17 protein-coding genes are annotated in these 18,653 nt (G+C 67.0%); 7 read left to right on the forward strand and 10 right to left on the reverse strand.

The genetic code is table 11. From position 1 onward, the window contains the following. Window positions 1-82: 82 nt before the first annotated feature. A complete protein-coding gene (locus tag EV379_RS08215; protein WP_130505711.1) occupies window positions 83-1,411 on the forward strand; it encodes a flavin monoamine oxidase family protein in 1,329 nt (442 codons plus the stop codon). Window positions 1,412-1,438: 27 nt separating this feature from the next. Here the strand turns inward: EV379_RS08215 and EV379_RS08220 are convergent, their stop codons facing one another. Next, the gene (locus EV379_RS08220; RefSeq protein WP_130505712.1) at window positions 1,439-2,629 is read right to left on the reverse strand and encodes a RimK family alpha-L-glutamate ligase; all 1,191 of its coding nucleotides are present in this window, start codon (window positions 2,627-2,629) and stop codon (window positions 1,439-1,441) included. Between the two features lie 24 nt (window positions 2,630-2,653). Between EV379_RS08220 and EV379_RS08225 the strand changes: the two genes are divergently transcribed. Next, window positions 2,654-3,136, forward strand: a complete 483-nt coding sequence (locus EV379_RS08225; protein ID WP_130505713.1) for an ATP-dependent zinc protease family protein — start codon at window positions 2,654-2,656, stop codon at window positions 3,134-3,136. A 10-nt stretch (window positions 3,137-3,146) separates the two neighbouring features. On the opposite strand, the gene EV379_RS17215 is transcribed toward EV379_RS08225, so the two are convergent. From EV379_RS17215 to EV379_RS08260, 7 genes are all read right to left on the reverse strand, one after another. Beyond that, entirely contained in the window at window positions 3,147-3,956 is an 810-nt protein-coding gene (locus EV379_RS17215) for a hypothetical protein (protein WP_165397325.1), read from the reverse strand. A gap of 73 nt (window positions 3,957-4,029) precedes the next feature. Beyond that, complete coding sequence (locus EV379_RS08235; RefSeq protein WP_130505714.1) at window positions 4,030-4,719, reverse strand: SDR family oxidoreductase; 690 nt, start codon at window positions 4,717-4,719, stop codon at window positions 4,030-4,032. Continuing rightward, a complete protein-coding gene (locus EV379_RS08240) occupies window positions 4,719-6,356 on the reverse strand; it encodes a YbjN domain-containing protein (RefSeq protein WP_130505715.1) in 1,638 nt (545 codons plus the stop codon). Before EV379_RS08240 ends, EV379_RS08235 begins: the two co-directional genes overlap by 1 nt. Continuing rightward, complete coding sequence (locus EV379_RS08245) at window positions 6,353-8,155, reverse strand: HSP90 family protein (RefSeq protein ID WP_130505716.1); 1,803 nt, start codon at window positions 8,153-8,155, stop codon at window positions 6,353-6,355. The genes EV379_RS08240 and EV379_RS08245 overlap by 4 nt, the downstream gene beginning before the upstream one ends. A gap of 188 nt (window positions 8,156-8,343) precedes the next feature. Continuing rightward, window positions 8,344-9,012 carry a response regulator gene (locus EV379_RS08250; protein ID WP_130505717.1) on the reverse strand — a complete coding sequence of 223 codons (669 nt, stop codon included), beginning with the start codon at window positions 9,010-9,012 and terminating at the stop codon, window positions 8,344-8,346. Beyond that, window positions 9,009-10,136, reverse strand: a complete 1,128-nt coding sequence (locus EV379_RS08255) for a sensor histidine kinase (protein ID WP_130505718.1) — start codon at window positions 10,134-10,136, stop codon at window positions 9,009-9,011. The genes EV379_RS08250 and EV379_RS08255 overlap by 4 nt, the downstream gene beginning before the upstream one ends. Before the next feature lie 20 nt (window positions 10,137-10,156). Then, window positions 10,157-10,864: a DUF2306 domain-containing protein gene (locus EV379_RS08260; RefSeq protein WP_130505719.1), complete on the reverse strand. Its 708-nt coding sequence runs from the start codon at window positions 10,862-10,864 to the stop codon at window positions 10,157-10,159. Between the two features lie 131 nt (window positions 10,865-10,995). Here EV379_RS08260 and EV379_RS08265 point away from each other — a divergent pair, with 131 nt between their 5' ends. From EV379_RS08265 to EV379_RS08275, 3 genes are all read left to right on the forward strand, one after another. Further along, window positions 10,996-12,015, forward strand: a complete 1,020-nt coding sequence (locus EV379_RS08265) for an NAD(P)-dependent alcohol dehydrogenase (protein WP_207226215.1) — start codon at window positions 10,996-10,998, stop codon at window positions 12,013-12,015. Window positions 12,016-12,442: 427 nt separating this feature from the next. Continuing rightward, the gene (locus EV379_RS08270) at window positions 12,443-13,801 is read left to right on the forward strand and encodes a hypothetical protein (RefSeq protein ID WP_130505720.1); all 1,359 of its coding nucleotides are present in this window, start codon (window positions 12,443-12,445) and stop codon (window positions 13,799-13,801) included. Window positions 13,802-13,913: 112 nt separating this feature from the next. Continuing rightward, entirely contained in the window at window positions 13,914-14,090 is a 177-nt protein-coding gene (locus EV379_RS08275; protein ID WP_242616292.1) for a zinc-binding dehydrogenase, read from the forward strand. Window positions 14,091-14,099: 9 nt separating this feature from the next. Here the strand turns inward: EV379_RS08275 and EV379_RS08280 are convergent, their stop codons facing one another. Then, window positions 14,100-14,582, reverse strand: coding sequence for a glutathione peroxidase (locus EV379_RS08280; protein ID WP_130505722.1), 483 nt, complete (start codon window positions 14,580-14,582; stop codon window positions 14,100-14,102). Window positions 14,583-14,739: 157 nt separating this feature from the next. Here EV379_RS08280 and EV379_RS08285 point away from each other — a divergent pair, with 157 nt between their 5' ends. Beyond that, the gene (locus tag EV379_RS08285; protein WP_130505723.1) at window positions 14,740-16,155 is read left to right on the forward strand and encodes a threonine/serine exporter family protein; all 1,416 of its coding nucleotides are present in this window, start codon (window positions 14,740-14,742) and stop codon (window positions 16,153-16,155) included. Between the two features lie 30 nt (window positions 16,156-16,185). Here EV379_RS08285 and EV379_RS08290 read toward each other — a convergent pair whose 3' ends face one another. Next, window positions 16,186-16,794, reverse strand: coding sequence for a GNAT family N-acetyltransferase (locus EV379_RS08290; protein ID WP_130505724.1), 609 nt, complete (start codon window positions 16,792-16,794; stop codon window positions 16,186-16,188). A 390-nt stretch (window positions 16,795-17,184) separates the two neighbouring features. On the opposite strand from EV379_RS08290, the gene EV379_RS08295 reads away from it, so the two are divergent. Then, on the forward strand, window positions 17,185-18,633 hold the full coding sequence (locus EV379_RS08295; protein ID WP_165397326.1) for an MFS transporter: 1,449 nt from the start codon (window positions 17,185-17,187) through the stop codon (window positions 18,631-18,633). Window positions 18,634-18,653: the final 20 nt, after the last annotated feature.

Here is an 18,653-nt window from a genome sequence, read left to right on the forward strand (position 1 = left end):
CAGCATAGTGTCGCCCGGGGGCGGCAAGCTCGATAGTGTCGGAGCGCACGGGCGGAGCGGCCGCTGTGGTGGAAGGTTGGGGATGGACCACTTCGAGACGATCGTGATCGGAGCGGGTGTGTCCGGCCTCACCGCCGCGCGCCTTTTGATGAAGGCCGGCCGGAGGGTCGTGGTGCTCGAAGCACGTGACCGCATCGGCGGCAGGGTCCACACCGATCGACACGACGGGCTCGTCACCGACCTCGGCGCATCGTGGATCCACGGCATCACCGACGAACCCGTCGCCGCTGCCATCGAGGCATTCGGCATGCGCACCGTGGAGTTCTCTGTCGGTGGATTTCAGCCAGACAGCCGCCCGATCGCGTACTACGGTCCAGATGGGGAGAGACTCTCGGCGGCCGCTGCGCACGGCTTCGCGAGCGACATCCGCGCGCTCGACGCCACCCTCGTCGAAAGGATCGCCGCATCGGATGCCGGCGCCTCCTACCGCGATGTGACCGAGACCGCCATCGCCGCCCAGGGCTGGGACGGCGAGCGTGCCGAGCGGGTTCGCGAGTTCCTGCAACACCGGACGGAGGAACAGTACGGGGCGTGGATCGACGATCTCGCCGCGCACGGTCTCGATGACGACAATGTCGCCGGGGACGAGGTCGTGTTCCCGGACGGCTACGACCACCTCCCTGAGCGTCTGGCAGCGGGGCTCGACGTGCGTCTCGAGCACGTCGTCGGCCAGGTGAGCTGGTCGGCGGAGGGCGTCACTGTCGCGACGGAACGCTCCACTCTGACGGCCGACACCGCGGTGGTGACGGTGCCGATCGGCGTTCTCCAGTCCGCTGACTTCGTCGTCTCGCCGCCGCTGCCCGAACCCATCAGCGGCGCCCTGGGCAGGCTCGAGATGAACGCCTTCGAGAAGGTCATCATGCGGTTCGAGTCGACGTTCTGGGACGACGAGGTCTACGCGATCCGGCAGCAGGGACCAGAGGGTCGGTGGTGGCACTCCTGGTACGACCTGACTCCGCTGCACGGGACGCCGACGCTCCTGACCTTCGCGGCCGGGCCGGCGGCGCGCGAAACACGCAACTGGACCGAGGACGAGGTCGTCGACTCGATCCTGGCGCAGCTGCGGCGCCTCTACGGAGATCGCGTGCAGCGCCCGACACGCGTGCACATCACCAAGTGGCAGGACGACCCATTCGCCCGGGGCTCGTACGCGTTCATGACGGTCGGTTCGACGACCGCCGATCACGACGACCTCGCGACACCCGTCGGCGGAGTCCTGCACATCGCCGGTGAGGCGACCTGGACGGACGATCCAGCAACGGTCCCAGCAGCGATGCACTCCGGCCACCGTGCGGCGTCGAACATCCTGCAACGGGACATCCCGATCGAGGAGCTCTGGGCCGAGCACTAGGCGGAGCGTTGCCGGCGCGGCATCCGTTCACCCCTCGGGGATCGGCTCCTTGGGCAGCTTGCGCACCCGCGCCCGCCGCCGGCGCCGCTCCGGCACCATCGACCGCATGTCCTCGAGCTTGCCGAAACAGAGCAGCCTGTCGTTGGCTTCGAGCACGACGTCGCGCTTGGGGTTCGGGATGACGGTGGTGCCGCGGTGCACGGTGAGCACCGTGATGTCGAGGTCGCTCAGCATCGAGTCCGCCAGGCGCCTACCGACCAGGCCGGCGTCGCTGTGCACGACGATCTCGGCCACGCCGTAGCCGGTGGAGATGCTGAGCCGCTGCCGCACATCGATCTCGGGGAAGGCGACCTGCCCCGCGATGTAGTCGATGATCGCACCGGCCACGTCCAGCCCGGTCGCCCGCTCGATGCCCTCGAGGCCCGGCGAGGAGTTGACCTCCATCACGAGCGGACCGTCGTTGCCCTCGAGCATGTCGACGCCGGCAACACGCAGACCCATGATCTGCGCGGCACGCACCGCCGCGCGCGTGTACTCGGGCGTCAGCTCGACCGCCTCGACACTGCCGCCGCGGTGCACATTCGAGCGGAACTCGTCGCCGGTCGCGACCCGGCGCATGGCGGCAACGACGCGGTCGCCGACGACGAGGGCGCGGATGTCGCGGCCCCGGCTCTCCGAGACGAAACTCTGGATCAGCACGTTCTGTTTGGTGGAGTGCAGCGTCTCGATGATGGCCTCGGCGATCTTCACCTCGGGGGCGAGGATGACGCCGATGCCCTGGGTGCCCTCGAGCAGCTTGATGACGACGGGCGCGCCGCCGACGCGTTCGATGGCCATGCGCACGTCGGCGCGGGCGTGGACGAAGGCCGTCGCCGGCATCGCGATGTCGTGGCGAGAGAGGATCTGGGTGGCGCGCAGCTTGTCACGCGAGTTCGTGATGCCCGTTGCCGTGTTGGGTGTGTACACGTCCATCTGCTCGAACTGGCGCACAACGGCGGTGCCGAAGTAGGTGATCGAGTTGCCGATGCGGGGCAGGATCGCGTCGTAATCGGAGAGCAGCTTGCCCCGATACTGCAGGTCCGGCTCTGGGCCAGACAGATCGATGGCGAATCGCAGAGTGTTCAGAACTTTTACCCGGTGGCCCCGCTGGAGTGCGGCTGCGCGCAACCGCTGCGTGGAATATGCCTGTGGCGCGCGCGAGAGAATAGCCAGTTTCATCGATGACCCTGCCAAGATAAAGGAGTGAGAGAACCTACCTATTCAAGCACTGTCGCTGGCTGGCGTGAGTGGGTTGGCCTTCCCGGCATCGGCATTCCGTGGATCAAGGCGAAACTCGACACCGGCGCCCGCAGCTCTGCACTGCACGCCTTCGACGTCGAGGAGTTCGTCGACGCAGACGGCGTCGACCACGTGCGATTCCAGGTTCGCCCCTGGCAGCACACCGACAACGGCGCGATCACCGTTGAGTGCCCCGTGCACGACCGGCGTTCTGTGCGCAGCTCATCCGGCCACAGCGAGGAGCGCATCGTCGTGCTCATCGATGTGCAGCTGTTCGGCCGCACCGTCACGGCCGAGACCACCCTGAGCAACCGCGATCAGATGGGGTTCCGGATGCTGATCGGCCGCGAGGCCCTCAGGCAGGGTTTCCTCGTGGACTCCGACAAGTCATTCCTCGGCGGTCGCGCCCCGCAGGAGATTCGACGCCGCAACCGCGGGCGCGCGTAGCCGCGTTCGCTCAATCCGGCTGGCCGAGTGGGCCGGTCCCTGCGCCGTCCGGAACCTGTTCGATGCTGATGAGCGCCTCACGGCCGCCCGAGCCACCCGAGATGTCGAGGGTGAGCACCGGTCCCACGCCGGGGGCGTAGAGCTTGTACTCCAGCGCGTCTGGCTCGATCGTGACCGTGTCCTTGGTCAGCAGCACGTCGGAGTACTGTCCGGCCGGGACGTCCGCGATCTCTCGTACGCTCAGCACCTCGCCGTTGTCCTCGGCCTCGCCGCGATAGTACTCCTGGCGATAGGCCATGCCAGGCTGCGGATCGGCCGGGACCGCGATGCCCGGAAGCGCGCCGTCGACACCGGCCTCGAACGAGCCCTCCGTGGAGACGACCGCGCCGTCCTGAAACTCGGCGGTGTCCTCGCCGAGGTACCAGATCGAGCCGCTCGCATCCTGCGCGTACCAGTCGAAGGTGTCCTCGATGATCGCTCCCCCGTCCCAGACCGTGTCACGCACGACCCTGGCTGTCACCCCGTTGGCGATGAGCTTCGTGTCGCTCGTGACGGTGACGACGACCGTGAGCGCTGCGCCGGCGGCATCCGTCTCACTGAACGTCCAGCGGGTGCCAGGCACCATCGGCCAGTACGGATTGTCGATCGTGGTGCTGAACTCGGCGGGGTCCAGCTGGACCTGTTCGTCACCCTGCGGCAGGGCGGAGGTCTTGTCAGTGGGCGTTGGCTGCTGCGCGCCGGTCGAACACCCGGTGCCGAGCCCGGCGAAGGCAGCGGCGGCGAGCAGCAAGGCTGCCGTGCGCGCGCTGTGCGCATTCATGGTGATGTCCTCTCGATAAGGAGAGGATGCTCGCCGGATGCTGAAGACAGGCTGAACCCGGCGGTTCCGGCTTTCAGTAGCGCGCGGAGAACGCTCCGTCGGCGTGGAGGAGCTGCCCGGAAATCCAGCGCCCCTGCGGCGAGACCAGGAACGCGACGACGTCCGCGATGTCTGTCGGCAGCCCAAGGCGACCACCTGGCTGTTGGGCGGCCAGTGCGGTCCGTACGCCCTCGTCCATCCAACCGGTGTCGATCGGTCCCGGGTTGAGCACGTTGGCGGAGATGCCCAGCGGCCCGAGCTCGCGTGCCGCGGAGATGACGATGCGGTCCAGTGCGCCCTTCGACGCCCCGTACGGCAGGTTCCCCGTGGTGTGATCACTGGTCAACGCCACGATCGCGCCGCCGCTTTCTGGCACGCGTCTGGCGAACTCCGCGATGAGCAGGAGGCTTGCCCGCGCGTTGACCGCGACGTGCATGTCGAAGCTCTCAGCCGTCGTGTCCAGGATCCCCGACTCGACGCCGTGGGCGTGGCTGAGGATGAGCGCGCTGATCGCGCCATGGTCGCGGATGACGGCATCCACGAGTTCCGCGGGCCCGGTCCGAGTCGACAGATCACAGCCGTAGTCGGCCCCCTGGAGATCGCTGGTGACAACGTCCCAGCCCTCCGCGACCAGGCGGGGCACAATCCCTGCAGCGATGCTGTTGGCGCGGGCGGCCCCGGTGATCAGGGCAAGAGGCTTCGCCCGAGTGGACGCTGCCGTCATCAGGCGGGATCCTCCGCGGCGGCGCGCGATGCGGCGCGGTACTCCTCTGCCGCCGCGACCGCGGTCGGGAAGCGCTCCTCCAGGAACTCGAAGAACTGGAGCCCGGCGCGGATCGTGGTGCTGAGCTCGTTTCGCAGCTGGGCATCGGTGATCCCGAACTCGAGGTCGACGTTGCGGTCGATGCCCAAGAAGACATCACCGTCGGCATCCGTGCTGAGCAGCACACGCGGGAACAGCCGGGAGTTGTGCCACTCGTTGACCGCGTCCGTGGCGGCGGCCTGGTTCGCAGCGGGCAGCCACGCCTTCCACTTCGCGCTGATGCGCAGGATGGGGCTCTCGGTGCCGATCAGCAGGAACCAGAACGGGTTCTCATCCCACACGGAGATGATGTCTCCGTCGCTGTCGTTGCCGAAGTTGACTCCATCGGCGCTGAGCGCGGCTTCGATGCGCTGCGTGCTGAGCGCGCCCAGCGTTGCGGCATCCGCGGTGAAGTCGTGCGATGCGGTCATGGTGTCTTCTCCGGTTGTACTGGGCTCCGCGTGGACGGGCAGGGGCTGGTGTGGAAGCGGTTCGGGCGCCGGCCGTGCCGTGAGCGCGCGGTCGATGAGTCCGTCGTAAAAGCCGTTGCCGTTGCGCTCGTCGAATCGTCCGGCGAGGTCTCTGGCCCTGCCGAGAACCTGGGTGTGCAGCTCGGACAGGGTTACACCGTGCGGCGCAGGCAACGCGGTGCTGTCGCCTGCGTGCTGGTCGCGGGCCGAGGACAAGCCAGCAAGGAGCGAGATGAGGAAGCTGAGGTGTGCGAGCGGGGTCTTCGCTCCGTCGAGCAACACGATGTCGGCCGTTCGCAGCCGTTTGAGTGCCTCGTCGATCTGCCCACCGCGGAGCAGCACCTCGAGCTGTTGCCCGCGTGCTCCGGCCGCATCGGTGGGCACATCCAGCGTCATGCGGCGGTGAGCCTCACCCAGAATCGATGCCGCCTGAGGGGCCTCGCCCCGCATCAGGTGGGCAACGGCCAGGGCTGAGAGGCCGCGCGTGGGTTCGAGGTTGCAGGATCCGTGGAGCTTCCCCGCGAGTGCGGCGAGCTCATCGTATTGGCCGGTGACGTACAGGTAGTCGGCTTGCTCGCCCGGTTCGCAGGCCTCACAATTCGAGAACTCGTCACGCGGGGTGGCGCGCCAGAGTGAGCGGACGTCTTCAACGGCGGGATCACCGGTCAGGAAGGCGAACCGGAACCGGGCGGCGAGGTACCCGCTCGCTCCGTGACCGGCGAGGTCGTAGCGGCGTTGCATGTCCTCCAGAACCGCGAGAGCTTGCGGGCGGGACACCTGCAGCCAGGCCGGGAGGTGACCGGCGACCCACTTGAATTGCCAGAACAGCGCGAACTCATCGGACTTGTCGAAGAGGTCTGGGCGCTCATCCCACAGTCTCAGCAGTCTGGCCATCACGGGGAACGACTTGTAGGCCTCATCGCTTGAGGTGTACGCGTCGATGAGATCGAGCAGGGCCTCCGCCAGACAATCGGCGGGTCCTTCGTTCTCGATCCGCTGGGCGAGATCCTCGGCGCGGGCGTTGCGTGCCAGCCCGTCCGGCATGCTGTACACCTCGGCCAGCTCGTTTCGTGCTTCCGCATCGTTCACTGTTCGGTCCCCCTCAGGCTGGCACTCAGCAGGACGCTGAGTGCGTTGTTCATCGCGTCGATCTCGCTGGGCCGGAGCCCCTCCCCGGCGAGCATCACTGCGGACAGATACAAACTCTTCAGACCGGCGTCGAACACCTCGCCCGTGGCATCGAGCAGTTGACGCGCGACCGGGGCGGAGTCGTTCAAGACCAGTGTGCGCGTCGGCACGGCTTCGGGCTCCGCGAGCGATCCGAGCAGGTCACCCCACGCGCCGCCGTGTTGCGCGCGCTCGGAGCGCAGACCGCGCTGGAAATCGCCCTCCCGGTCGCGCAGCAGGATCGACGGCACCCCGCGCGGCTCGAACTCCCGGACGATCACGTCGCAGTCTTCGCTGGCGAGGACGAGGCGAGCGGCAACAGTGGCCTCCGCGACCTCGGCGGTGCGGGACGGCTCGAGCTCCCCCAGCACCTGGACCAGGTCGCCGGAGCCGAGCTCGCGCACCACCCAGCCACTCTGCCCGAGCTTCTGGATGATCTCCGCGTCGTAGACATAACCGGCGTTGACCACGATGAGACCCTGCGCTCTGGCTACGGTCGCCACACGGCGGTACGCCTCGGTGGTGGTCGTGTAGAGCAGCTCACCCTGACGGGAGACGTCGGCGAGGGTCAGCAGACCATCGGTCGTCTCGTAGGGCAGGATCTGTGCGACCAGTTCCAGCATCTCGGCATCGCTGACCGCGAGCGAACGCAGTGCGAGGTGGTGAGTCGAGATGAACGTCCGAGCCGTCTCTGAGCCGTTCGTGAGGGTGCGGCGGGCCCAGGCTCGCAACTGTGCGCCAAGCTGCTCGCGCGTGGCCTCGAGGATCTCGTCGTCGTGGAGGGCTTCACGCGAGGCGGTCGGGCTGAGCGCGGTGTCGGCCACCACGCGGACGAAGAACGCCCACTCGGGCAGCAGGCCCTCGGTCCTGGCGTTGAGCAGGATCCGCTTGACGTAGACCCGGTGGGCATGGGAGCCGGCCGTGACCGACTGCGGGAGGACGAAGGCCACGCCGGATACCCCGGCGAGCGGAACCTCCAGATCGATGTGTGCAAGCGGAGTGAACCCCAGTTCTTGCTCACAGTAGGCACGCAGCGCGGCGGCCCTGGCGGCATCCGAGGCGTATGTCGCCTTCCACGGCAGCTCCGGCCGTGACACCGCCACCGGATCATGGTCGGGCGCCTCGATCACCACGGGGAACGGCAGGAACGAACCGTACTCCCGCGCGAGAGCGGAGACGGTCTCCAGCGACACCCATTCGGCCATGTCCGGCCGAGCGACGAGCCGGACCCGCGTGCCGGAGTCGGGCGCATCCGCATCGGCGATCTCCTCGACCTCGAAGGTGCCGTCGTCGTGACCGACCCACCGGATCGGAACAGCGCCGTCACTCGTCGAACGCGACGTGACCTCGATGCGCGAGGCGATCATGAACGCCGCAAGCATGCCGATCCCGAACTGACCGATGTACTCTGTCCGACCCAAGCCGAGCATCGGATCCCGCTTTGAGGAGCGCCCGATCGTTGCGAGCAGCTCTCGCGCCTCAGTGACGGTCAGCCCGGCACCGGTGTCATGCACCTCAACCAGCCCGTCTGACACGGTGATCGTGATGCGTGCAGCCGCCGTCGGGTCGGACTTCCGACGCGCCGTGATCGCATCCACACCGTTCTGCAGCAGCTCCCGCACGTAGACCTGAGGGCCGGAGTACAGGTGCCGAGACAGCAAATCGACCATGCCGGACAGGTCGACCTGGAAGCGCTGGACAGCGGCCGTCTCGTCGCTCATGCCGAGAACCCCCGCCGCGCCACGCGCGCGGCCGGCCTGCCATCGAGACGCCGAAGACTGGGCATGTGTAGCTCCTCATCAGTGAATCGTGGGCGACCGCCGCGATCTCGCAGGGGCGCGCACGTCGAAACGGTGCATCGATGCGGCTTCATAGTGACACAGGCAGCAGGCGAAGGGTTCTCACTTACTCAGAGGGGGTTCGGGATGCGCCCGGTCTGATGCGCCCAGATGGCGATCTCGACCCGATTCCGCGCGCCGAGTTTCGCCATCAGGCTGGCGAGGTGGGTCTTCACCGTGCTGAGTGTGATGAACAACTCACTCGCGATCTCGCTGTTGCTGAGCCCGATCGCCACCTTGGCGAGCACCTCTTCTTCGCGGTGGGTGAGCGGTTCGATCGGCTGTGCCGGTGGCGCGGCTTTCGCCGGCGCCGCCCCGGCGAATGCCTCCAGCAGCCGCACGGTCACATTCGGGGCGATCAGGGCATCGCCGTCGGCGGCCGCGCGCACTGCCTGACCGAGCAGTGCCGAGCCGGCATCCTTGAGCAGGAATCCGCGGGCGCCGGCCCGGAGCGCCGCGTACACGTACTCGTCGAGGTCGAAGGTGGTGATGATCACGACCGCCATCGGGTTCTCAACGCCGGGACCGGCGATGGCCGTGGTGGCCTCGATGCCGTCGAGGCCCGGCATCCGAATGTCGAAGAGGCACACATCGGGGCGCAGGCTGCGGGCGAGTGCCACAGCCTCGTTGCCGTCCGCGGCCTGCCCGACCACCTCGATGTCGGGCTGCGCGCCGAGGATCATGCTGAGTCCGGTGCGCACGAGCTCCTGGTCGTCGGCGATGAGCACGCGGATGGTCATGAGGTCCATCCAACACGAGGAAGCACCGCGATGACCCTCCACCCGCCGCCCGGCGCTGGACCGGCCTGGCAGGTGCCGCCGAGCAGAGCAGCGCGCTCGATCATGCCGGTGATGCCATAGCCCGGCGTCGCTGACAGCGCGACCTCACCGTCATTGGCCACCGCGATCTGCACCCCTCCGGCATCCGCCTGCACGGTCACGTCGATGCGGGTGACCTTGCGCGCGTGGCGGAGTGCGTTGGTCACAGACTCCTGGACGAGGCGGTAGACGGCGGCGGCCACCGTCGGCGGGACGCTCTCGGCGTCGCCGCCGACCCGCACGGCGACGGTTGCGCTGCCCGGCCTGGTACCCGCGAGCTGCTCGAGATCGGCCAGCCGCGGGCTGGGCGCGAGATCGGCCGACTCCCCCTGGCGCAGCACACGCACCATCGAGCGCATCTCGCCCAGGGTCTTCGCCGCCTCGGCCTCGATCACCTCGAGCGCGGCCGTCGCGGCATCCGGATCGTGTGCAGCCATGGCGAGCCCGGCCTGCGCGCGGATCGCAATGGCCGAGACGTGGTGGGCGACGGTGTCGTGCAGGTCGCGCGCCAGGCCCTCGCGCTCCAGCACCTTGATGCGCTCGAGCTGGCGCTGCCGGGAGCTCGCCCGGTAGCGGAAGGCCATGCCGAGGATCGCCACCGAGAGCAGCAGCGCGAATCCGCCGATGAGGTCGTCGAGGCCGCCTCCGCGGATGAAGCTCAACCCGAGGCTGCCGAGGATGACGCACGACCCGATCACCAGCTCGCGCCCCGATGCCCAGCGGAAGAGCGCGTAGGGCAGCACGATGGCGACCACGCCCGTGTACAGGATCGAATCGGGAAGGAACACCTCGATGGGCGCCATCGCGACGAACACGATGACGAGCATGAGGAGGGGCTTGGTGCGGCGCCAGAGGAAGGCCGGGGTGACGGCGAGCAGGATGACAACGGAGAGCAGCGGCCGCGGCAGCTCGGCGGCCCGGATCAACACCTCTGTGATCGCGCAGGCGGCGACGATCGCCACGAGGGCCCAGTCCCGCCACACCCGGCGCGGCGGCAGGGGGACGGCACTCGGCAGGTTCCACGCGGAGCGCAGGAGTCCGATCACCCCTTCATGATACGAGTCCATCACGGCACGGCGGGGTGGCTGGGCGAGCGCGCCACGCCCGCACCCCGGGAGCGCCGGCGGATGACGAGCTCGGCCACCGCGGCGTTGATCACCCACGCCGTTCCCATCAGCACGGCACCGGTCAGCTCGTCGGTTGCGCCACCGCCGATGATCCAGATGGCGAACACGATCGCCTGGGTTCCGGCGGCGACGCCGAGCGCGTAGGCGCGGGTCATCCACGCGCCGTGGCTGCCGAAGTCGCGCCTGCGGATCGCGACGACACCGAGAATGATGCACGCTGCCAGGGCGGAGCCGAAGGCCAGTCGCAGGGCGAGGAGGAGCGTGCCGCCTGCACCCGGTGCGGGGGTCACGAAGACGGCCATCCACAGCCCGGAGAGTGCGGCGATCAGCCCGGCGGGGATCAGGATGAGTCCGGCGATGCGATGCCACGCACGCCTCCCCCGCAGCGCGGGCACGAACTGGAATGCGCCGAGCAGGCAGTACACGGTTGCGCCGACGATGTGCGCGACGATCGGGACAGGCGCGGCGAAGAACCGCGCGTTGTCCGCGGTGATGGCCGCGCCGCCGCCCAGCTCGCTGAGGCGGAAGGCACCGCCGAGCACGGGGATGAGGCTGAGGAGGATCAGTCCGGTGGGCACGAGCCATCCGCCGGGTCGGCGCGGCGGTCGGTCGGTGCTGCTGCGGGTGATGGCGGTGACAGAGGTCATGATTCGATGCTCGCCCGAACCACACCGCGCGTCATCGGTGGAGCGGATGACGGGTAGACCGTACTTTCGGCCGAGCCGGTTCCGGCCGTTCCGCCGATGCCCGCTGGCGACGCCGCGACGAGCATCGAGGCATGACAACCACAACCGGCATCCGCCTCGCCATGACCGCGGCCGTGTATCGCCATTTCGGCGCACCGGACGTCGTCCGTCTCGAACAGCTCCCGATCCCCGCGCCTGGCCCAGGCGACGTGCTCATCAGGGTGCACGCCAGCACCGTCAGCGTCGCCGACCACCGGGCCCGCAGCCGCGACATCCCGGCCGGCCTCGGGCCGCTCGCCGCCGTCGGGCTCGGCGTGTTCCGGCCGAGCCGGCGCATCCTCGGCATGGACGCCGCTGGCGTCGTCGAGGCCGTCGGCGCCGGTGTCACCCGCTTCGCCCCTGGCGACCGGGTGATCGCCATGACCGGCGGGGCATTCGGCGGACACGCCGAGTACGTCCGCGTGCCCGAGGACGGCGCGATCGCCCGTGCCCCAGAGAAGATGAGCTTCGAGGAGGCGGTCACACTGGTGTTCGGCGGCGTCACCGCCCACGGATTCTTCCGGAACGTCACCATCGGCTCGGGCACCACGGTGCTCGTCAACGGTGCGTCCGGCGCCGTCGGCACCGCCGCCGTCCAGCTCGCGAAGGAGCTCGGCGCCGATGTCACCGCCGTGACGAGCGGGGCCAACGCCGAACTGGTCACCTCACTCGGGGCCGACCGCGTGATCGACTACACGAAGCAGGACTTCGCGGCATCCGGCCCCTCATTCGACGTGATCGTCGAGTGCGTCGGCAACGCGCCGTTCGACAGGGTCAGTGCTGCCATCAACCCGGGCGGGGCCCTCCTCCTGATCATCGCGGACCTCAGGGGGATGCTCCGAAGCCGGGGGCAGAGCCGCCGCTCGGGAAAGCTCGTGACCTTCGACGTTGGAAAGCCCGCCGCCGAGGATCTCGCGTATCTCGTCAGCCTCGCGGACGCGGGGCGCTTCCGGGCCGTCATCGACCGCAGCTATGACCTCAGCGACATCGTCGAGGCGCATCGTTACGTCGACACCGGACGCAAGCGAGGCAACGTCGTGTTGCGCGTCGCCGCAGTGCGGGACGAGCAGTAGTCGGGCCCAAGTTCACTCCTACGAAGTCCTCGTGCTCTGGGACCCACTCGCCCCTGTAAGGGTCCATACATACTGGGCTTCCGGAGGAAAAGGGGATTCGTGCGCGCACGCAACCAAGGGGCGGCGCACTTTGTGACGAGAAACGCGGTTGGCTAGCGCGCTCCTCGCCTGCACGGTAGTCCGACCGAGACTCCCCATTGCGCAAGAGAAGTCGAGCGTCAAGCATCAACGACTGAGGGACTTCCTCGTGTGGATTCTGCAGCAGTAGCGTTCGCAGTGAAATCAATCTCACGCTTCAAGCCTTAGTGTTGCAAGGGCGGCTGACATCACCTTGGAATCCGCACCAAGGGTGAATACGACGGCAACGGGGGCGTACATGAACTTGAGTAGAGCACGTAGACAAGTCCAAGAATTCATAGATGCCATCGTGGCGGCAGATGAGCATGCAGACGTTGGAGACGTCGAGCACGTAGCGGCGAGGATTGATTCGGATTGGGCGGTACCGATCCTCGTCGGCCTTTGGTCTGCGTCATTGGGAGCGGACCAGTTAGAACTCGCTCGATATCGCCCTGCAGTCAAACGCGCGCTCGTTGCGCTTCGCACGTCGAATCATGGCGACCCGGGTCGATCTGTCTCAGCGCTGGTTGGGCTTGTGACGGCGTGTGCCAACGACCACTCCGACTATCTGGCAAGCGTGTTACCTGAGTTTGAGACGGCCGACACCGAGAATTCTGGCGAGTTGATCTCCGTTGGGGAAGGCCTGCAGCTTGCGCCGGATGCCAACAGGCTAGCGGCGTCACCTTCGATGGCGCGACTAGCCCGCCTTGCCAATGGCGCGGACCCCGCCCGGCTATTGCCTGATACGACCCATCTTCGAAACGTTCCGCAGGGGCCGCGTTATGCAGAGCTATGGCGCGGCCTCTATTTGCGGCTGGCCGCGGTGATATGGCTCCAGCGATTTGATTTCAGAACAGCCGTCCCAAATGCGATTATCTTCTTGCCCAAACAGTTCTACACACAGTTCCATCTCGTCCCCGAATTCAGCACCCGATCTGGCAAGTCAACTTCCTTAGTGTTTGGGTCTGCGGATATCGGTTTGTTGTTGGACAGCGCTGCGGTAGACGGCAAACCTGGAAGCAACGACATGCAGCTCACCGCTTACCCGCTGCATCCCGTCTCCGGCGGCTACGTTACATCGCTTGCCCTCCTGTACGACTCCGTTGCGCCTTGGGCGCAGCTCTGGCTCCACAGGATGGATCTCTGGAAGGTAGCGGTTAGCGATCCATTTGAGGCGGAAGTGATCTCCCGCTTCGAGAGCTGTGGATTCATAGCCGGTAGCGTGAGCGAGTCGGGCCATTGGTCTCTCGGCGCCATCGATCTCCGCCCAAACAGTTCCGGAACGGTACTTGAGATCAGCCAATCTCTCGCCAATGCCGGTCGCAGCCCCGGCGAGATAGACGTCCTAGCCTGGAACGACGCGGAGGGTCTCCTCATGTTGTGCGAATGCAAGTCGATCAACGCTACTCACAACTTGCAGACTGCCGCGACGAAATTGTCGGCCACCGACGCAGCTGGCTGGCGCAAGAAGCTCATAAAGAAGAAGGAGTGGATCGAAGCCGCGTGCGGTCGACCGGTCGACTTTACGTTCATTGCATTAGAGGGTATTAGCTATTACATGTCTAGCGAGGATCAGGATCCGATGATCTTGGATCGCGAACGACTGCAGCATCTTCTGGCCGACATTTTCACTCCTGATGGCACGTTGCGCATTCAAGAAGGCGCGTGAGCCCATCCGTTGCCATTTGGAAGTGGCGCATGTCGAATCCACCGGCATCAGTTGTAGCGCGGACGGCGCGTGAATCGTTGACTGGCGGGCACCGTCAGATCCTAACCGCAAGGTGCATGACCTAGGAGACTCACCCGACGCGGTCTGCGAGGAGTCGGGACGCTTCCGGGCCGTCATCGACCGCAGCTATGACCTCAGCGACATCGTCGAGGCGCACCGCTACGTCGACACCGGACGCAAGCGAGGCAACGTCGTGTTGCGCGTCGCCGCAGCGGGCCCAGCCGCGTGACCGTCCGCCTCAGGCGGGCAGGCTCGCCTCGATCGCGGCCAGGACGGCCGGGGCGTCTGGCACGGTGCGCGGGCGGAAACGCTGGACAGTGCCGGAAGGAGTCACCAGGAACTTCTCGAAGTTCCACTGCACCTTGCCCGCTTTGCCGTCCGCATCCGCGGTCTTCTTCAGCTCGGTGTACAGAGGGTGTTCGTGACGCCCGTTCACCCGCACACGATCGAAGATCGGGAACGTGATGCCGTACTTCGCGGAGCAGAGTTCGATGATGGCGTCGTTGGAACCCAGTTCCTGCAGGAACTGGTTACTCGGGAACCCGAGCACTTGAAGACCGCGTTCGCCGTACTGCTCCTGGAGCTTCTCGAGCGTCGCGTACTGCGGGGCGAGGCCGCACCGGGATGCGACGTTGACGATCAACAACGCCTTGCCCTCGAATGCGGCGAGCGAGATTTCCTTGCCATCCATGGTCATGAACGGGATGTCGCGAATACCCATGCCGACTACAACCTCGGGCGACGGCTCGGCATTCCGCAATCCCGGCGGCGCATCCCCGCGCTTGATACCGTGAGACCCAACCGTTGCCGTTTGGCCGGGTGAGCTGGTGCGACTGAGGGGGGAAGCGTGGCGCGGGTAGTGGCAACAGGGGCGGGCAATGCCCGATGAGGTAGTCGACCCGGCGGTGCTCCGCAGATTCATGCTGGGGCTGGCCGAGGGAATGAACGCCGCCGAGGAGTCCGTCGACCGCATCCGCGACACCATGGTCGCGGTCGCCCAGAGCTATGGTCGCAGTGACACCGAGTTCGTGGTGTTGCCCACCGTCATCATCGTGCAGACACGGGCCGTTGAGGAGGGGCGCGTCGAGATCCGTTCGACGGGCGCGTCGTTCCGCTTCGATCAGATCGCGGCGCTCTACACGCTCGTCGAAGAAGCCCGGCGGGGCGAGGTCGACCCCCTCGACGGCATCCACAGGCTGAACGACATCGGCTCGATGAAGCCGCGACACGCCTGGGCCGTACGCACCTTCGGTCACGCGTTGCTCGCGGCCGGGCTCTCACTTCTCCTCGCGCCGACCTGGCAGGGTTTGCTGGTGGCGTTCGTGCTTGGTGCCTTCATCGGCGTCGCAAAGCTCGTGCGCTCGCCAACGCTGCAGATCGTGTTCCCCGTGTTCGTAGCGTTCGCGTGCGCGCTAGCCGTGTTCCTCATCGCACCGTACGTCGCCATCGGCGACCCGATCCGGTTGCTCGTCGCCCCACTCGTCACGTTCCTTCCCGGAGGGGTCTTGACGACCGCGACGGTGGAGCTTGCCGCCGGGCAGATGATTGCCGGGGCATCGCGGCTCGTCTTCGGTCTCGTCCAGCTCTCCCTCCTCGCGTTCGGCATCCTCGCCGCTGGCACCGTCGTCGGTGTTGACAGCTCGAGTTATGTGCCGGAGGCGGCGACCGGAGCATTCCCGTGGTGGGCGGCGATCGGCGGTGTGCTGCTGTTCGCGATCGGCAACTACCTGCACTTCTCCGCGCCCGCCTCAACTTTCGGCTGGGTGTTGCTCGTGCTGGTCGTCGCGTACATCGGTCAGGCGCTCGGCACGGCATTCGTCGGATCGACCGTGAGCGGGTTCGTCGGCGCGCTCGCCATGACACCGGTCGTGCTGTGGATCGCGAGCCTCCGCGGCGGCGCACCGTCGCAGTTGACGTTCCTCCCCGCATTCTGGCTGCTGGTTCCTGGCGCAGCCGGCTTGGTGGGGCTCACCGAGGCCGTTGGGACAACGAAGGGGTTCGAAGACTTCGTCACCGCGCTCACCTCGGTGATGTCCATCGCCCTCGGCGTGCTCATCGGCACGGCGCTGTACCGCACGGTGCACCGTGGCGCGGAGGAGCTCGCCGAGTTCCACATCGATGTGCCCGCCGCGCTCACCGAGGAGAAGGCGCCACCGTTCTGGGCGAAGTTGATCCCCGGCACTCCCCGATCGTTCTGGCGACGACCGCATCGCGAGCCGGCGGTACGGCCCGCTGCTGGGGCCCCGGCGCTGACCGAAGCCAGCGCCAGCCAGAGTGCGCCAAGCCGAGACTGATCACACGGGCTGCGGCGTCGCCGCCCGGTGTCAGCGCTTCTTCGCGAGTCGCAGGTCGAGCCCGCTCCGAACCTGCGGCCACTCCGAGGCGATGATTGAGAAGACGACGGTGTCGCGGAGCGAACCGTCTGGCATGCGACTCGTCGCACGCAGCACCCCGTCCTGTTTCGCCCCCAACCGCGCAATCGCCTCGCGGGACTGCATGTTCATCCAGTGCGTGCTGAACTCGACAGCGACGCAGTCAAGAGTTTCGAACGCGTGTCCGAGCAGCAGTCGCTTGCTGTCAGGATTCGTTCCCGTTCCCTGCGCGCTCGCTGCGTTCCAGGTGTAGCCGATCTCCACGCGTGGCAGTTCGGCGTTGATGTCGCAGTACGAGGTCATGCCGATGATCGTGCCGGGGCCGCCTGAAACGGAGTCGTTCAGACGCGTCGTGAACGGAACCATCGAGCCGTCTTCCTGCCTGGCCAGTCGCCGCTGGATCTCGGTGAGCATGTCCTCTGGGCGCGGCACCGAGGTGTACCAGAGGTTCCACAACTCGCCATCGGATGCCGCCTCGACCAGCCCGTCGTGGTGCTCCTCGCTCAGAGGTTCGAGGGTGACAAACTTTCCACGGAGAGTTACTGGGGAGATCCGAGCCATTGGGCAACTCTAGTTGGCGGCACCCTCAGCACCCTCAGGCTGAACTCCGAACGTCTCAGTACCCGGGGATGACAAGCACCATCTTGCAGCGCGGACAACGGTGACAGGATTCGAGCCCCTCAACGGTGTCGACGCCGTCCGGCTGCATCTCAACGCCGCAGGCAGGGCACGGCGGACCGTCGAAGAGATCGCTGCCGTCATCCGCCCATTCATCCCGCACTCCCCCAGTCTGCAACAGATTCGGACGCACGTCGCCGCCGCGGACGTCGGGGCGCGTCTGATAATCTGGTCACCTGATTGGCCACGTGGCCACTGTGGTCGACCGCACATCGTGCGTTCGGTCCGAGGCTTGAAACCTCCGGCATCCTTTTGATAACCGGAGGTTTCTCCATGTCTACCCCTGTTCGCTCACCCAACCGCTGGTTGGCACTCGTCGTGCTCTCGCTCACGCAGCTCGTCGTCGTTCTTGACGGAACGATCGTGAACATCGCCCTGCCGCAAGCGCAGATCGAGCTCGGTCTCTCCGATAGCGAGCGGCAGTGGGTCGTCACCGCCTATGCCCTGGCGTTCGGCGCACTGTTGCTGCTCGGCGGCAGAATCGCCGACTACTGGGGACGGAAGCGCACCTTCCTCGTCGGCATGGTCGGGTTCGGCGCGGCATCCGTCTTCGGCGGCCTGGCTCAGAACGGGACGGAACTCATCGCCGCGCGCGGTCTGCAGGGCCTGTTCGCCGCGATGCTCGCACCCGCTGCCCTCGCGCTCCTCACGATGACGTTCACACACGGCAAGGACCGCAACACCGCATTCGCCGTCTTCGGCACGATCGCCGGGGCTGGCGCGGCCATCGGTCTCCTCCTCGGCGGCGCACTCACCGAGTTCGCCGACTGGCGGTGGTGCCTGCTCGTGAACATGTTCTTCGTGATCCTCGGCCTCATCGGTGGCCTCCTCTTCCTGAGCGAGAGCAAGGCCGACGGCGACAACCGCTACGACGTCTGGGGCGCCATCACGGTGATCCTCGGCCTCGGTTCGCTGGTGTACGGCTTCAGCCTCGCCGAAGGCGGATGGGGCTCAGCCGACACCATCGGATTCCTCTTCGGCGGCATCGTGCTCCTCGCAGCGTTCGTGTGGATCGAATCGCGGGTCGCCCAGCCGCTGCTGCCGCTGAACATCGTGGCGAACAGAGTGCGCGGAGGGGCATTCCTGATTCAGGCCGTCTCCGGCAGCGTGATGATCGGGGCGACTCTGTACCTCACGTTCCACCTGCAGATCGTGCTGGGCATGGCGCCGTTCGCTTCAGGACTGGCCAGCCTGCCCCTCACCGTCGCCATCATGCTCGTCGCGCCCATCGCCACGAAATTGCTTCCGCTCAGTGGTCCACGCCCGATGATGGTCGGTGGCCCGCTGCTGGTCGCGGTCGGGCTCGCCTACCTCAGCCGGATCACCGCCGACGGGGACTACTTCGTGCAGGTGCTTCCCGCACTCGTGCTGATGGGTTTCGGCATGGGCTTCGTCTTCGTGCCGCTGCAGAACCTCGCGCTCAGCGGTGTCGCCCCGCACGATGCCGGCGCGGCATCCGCCACCGCGAACTCCGCCATGCAGATCGGTGGCTCGATCGGCCTCTCGATCTTCACGGCGATCTACGCGGCCACGGCGGGGACGACGAACGGGTTGACCGGCACGCCGCTGCTCGAGGCCTTCACGAGCGGCTACTCCGCGACATTCCTCGCCGCCGCGGTCGGAATGGTCCTGGCCTCGGTCATCGCCGCCGTGTTCATTCGAGGAACGAAGACGGAGTTGCTCCCGCAGGGTGACGCCGCCGCGATGGTGCACGTGGGCTAACGCTCGAACGCGAGCACTGG

Source organism: Microterricola gilva (genome assembly GCF_004217495.1).
GTDB lineage: Bacteria > Actinomycetota > Actinomycetes > Actinomycetales > Microbacteriaceae > Microterricola > Microterricola gilva.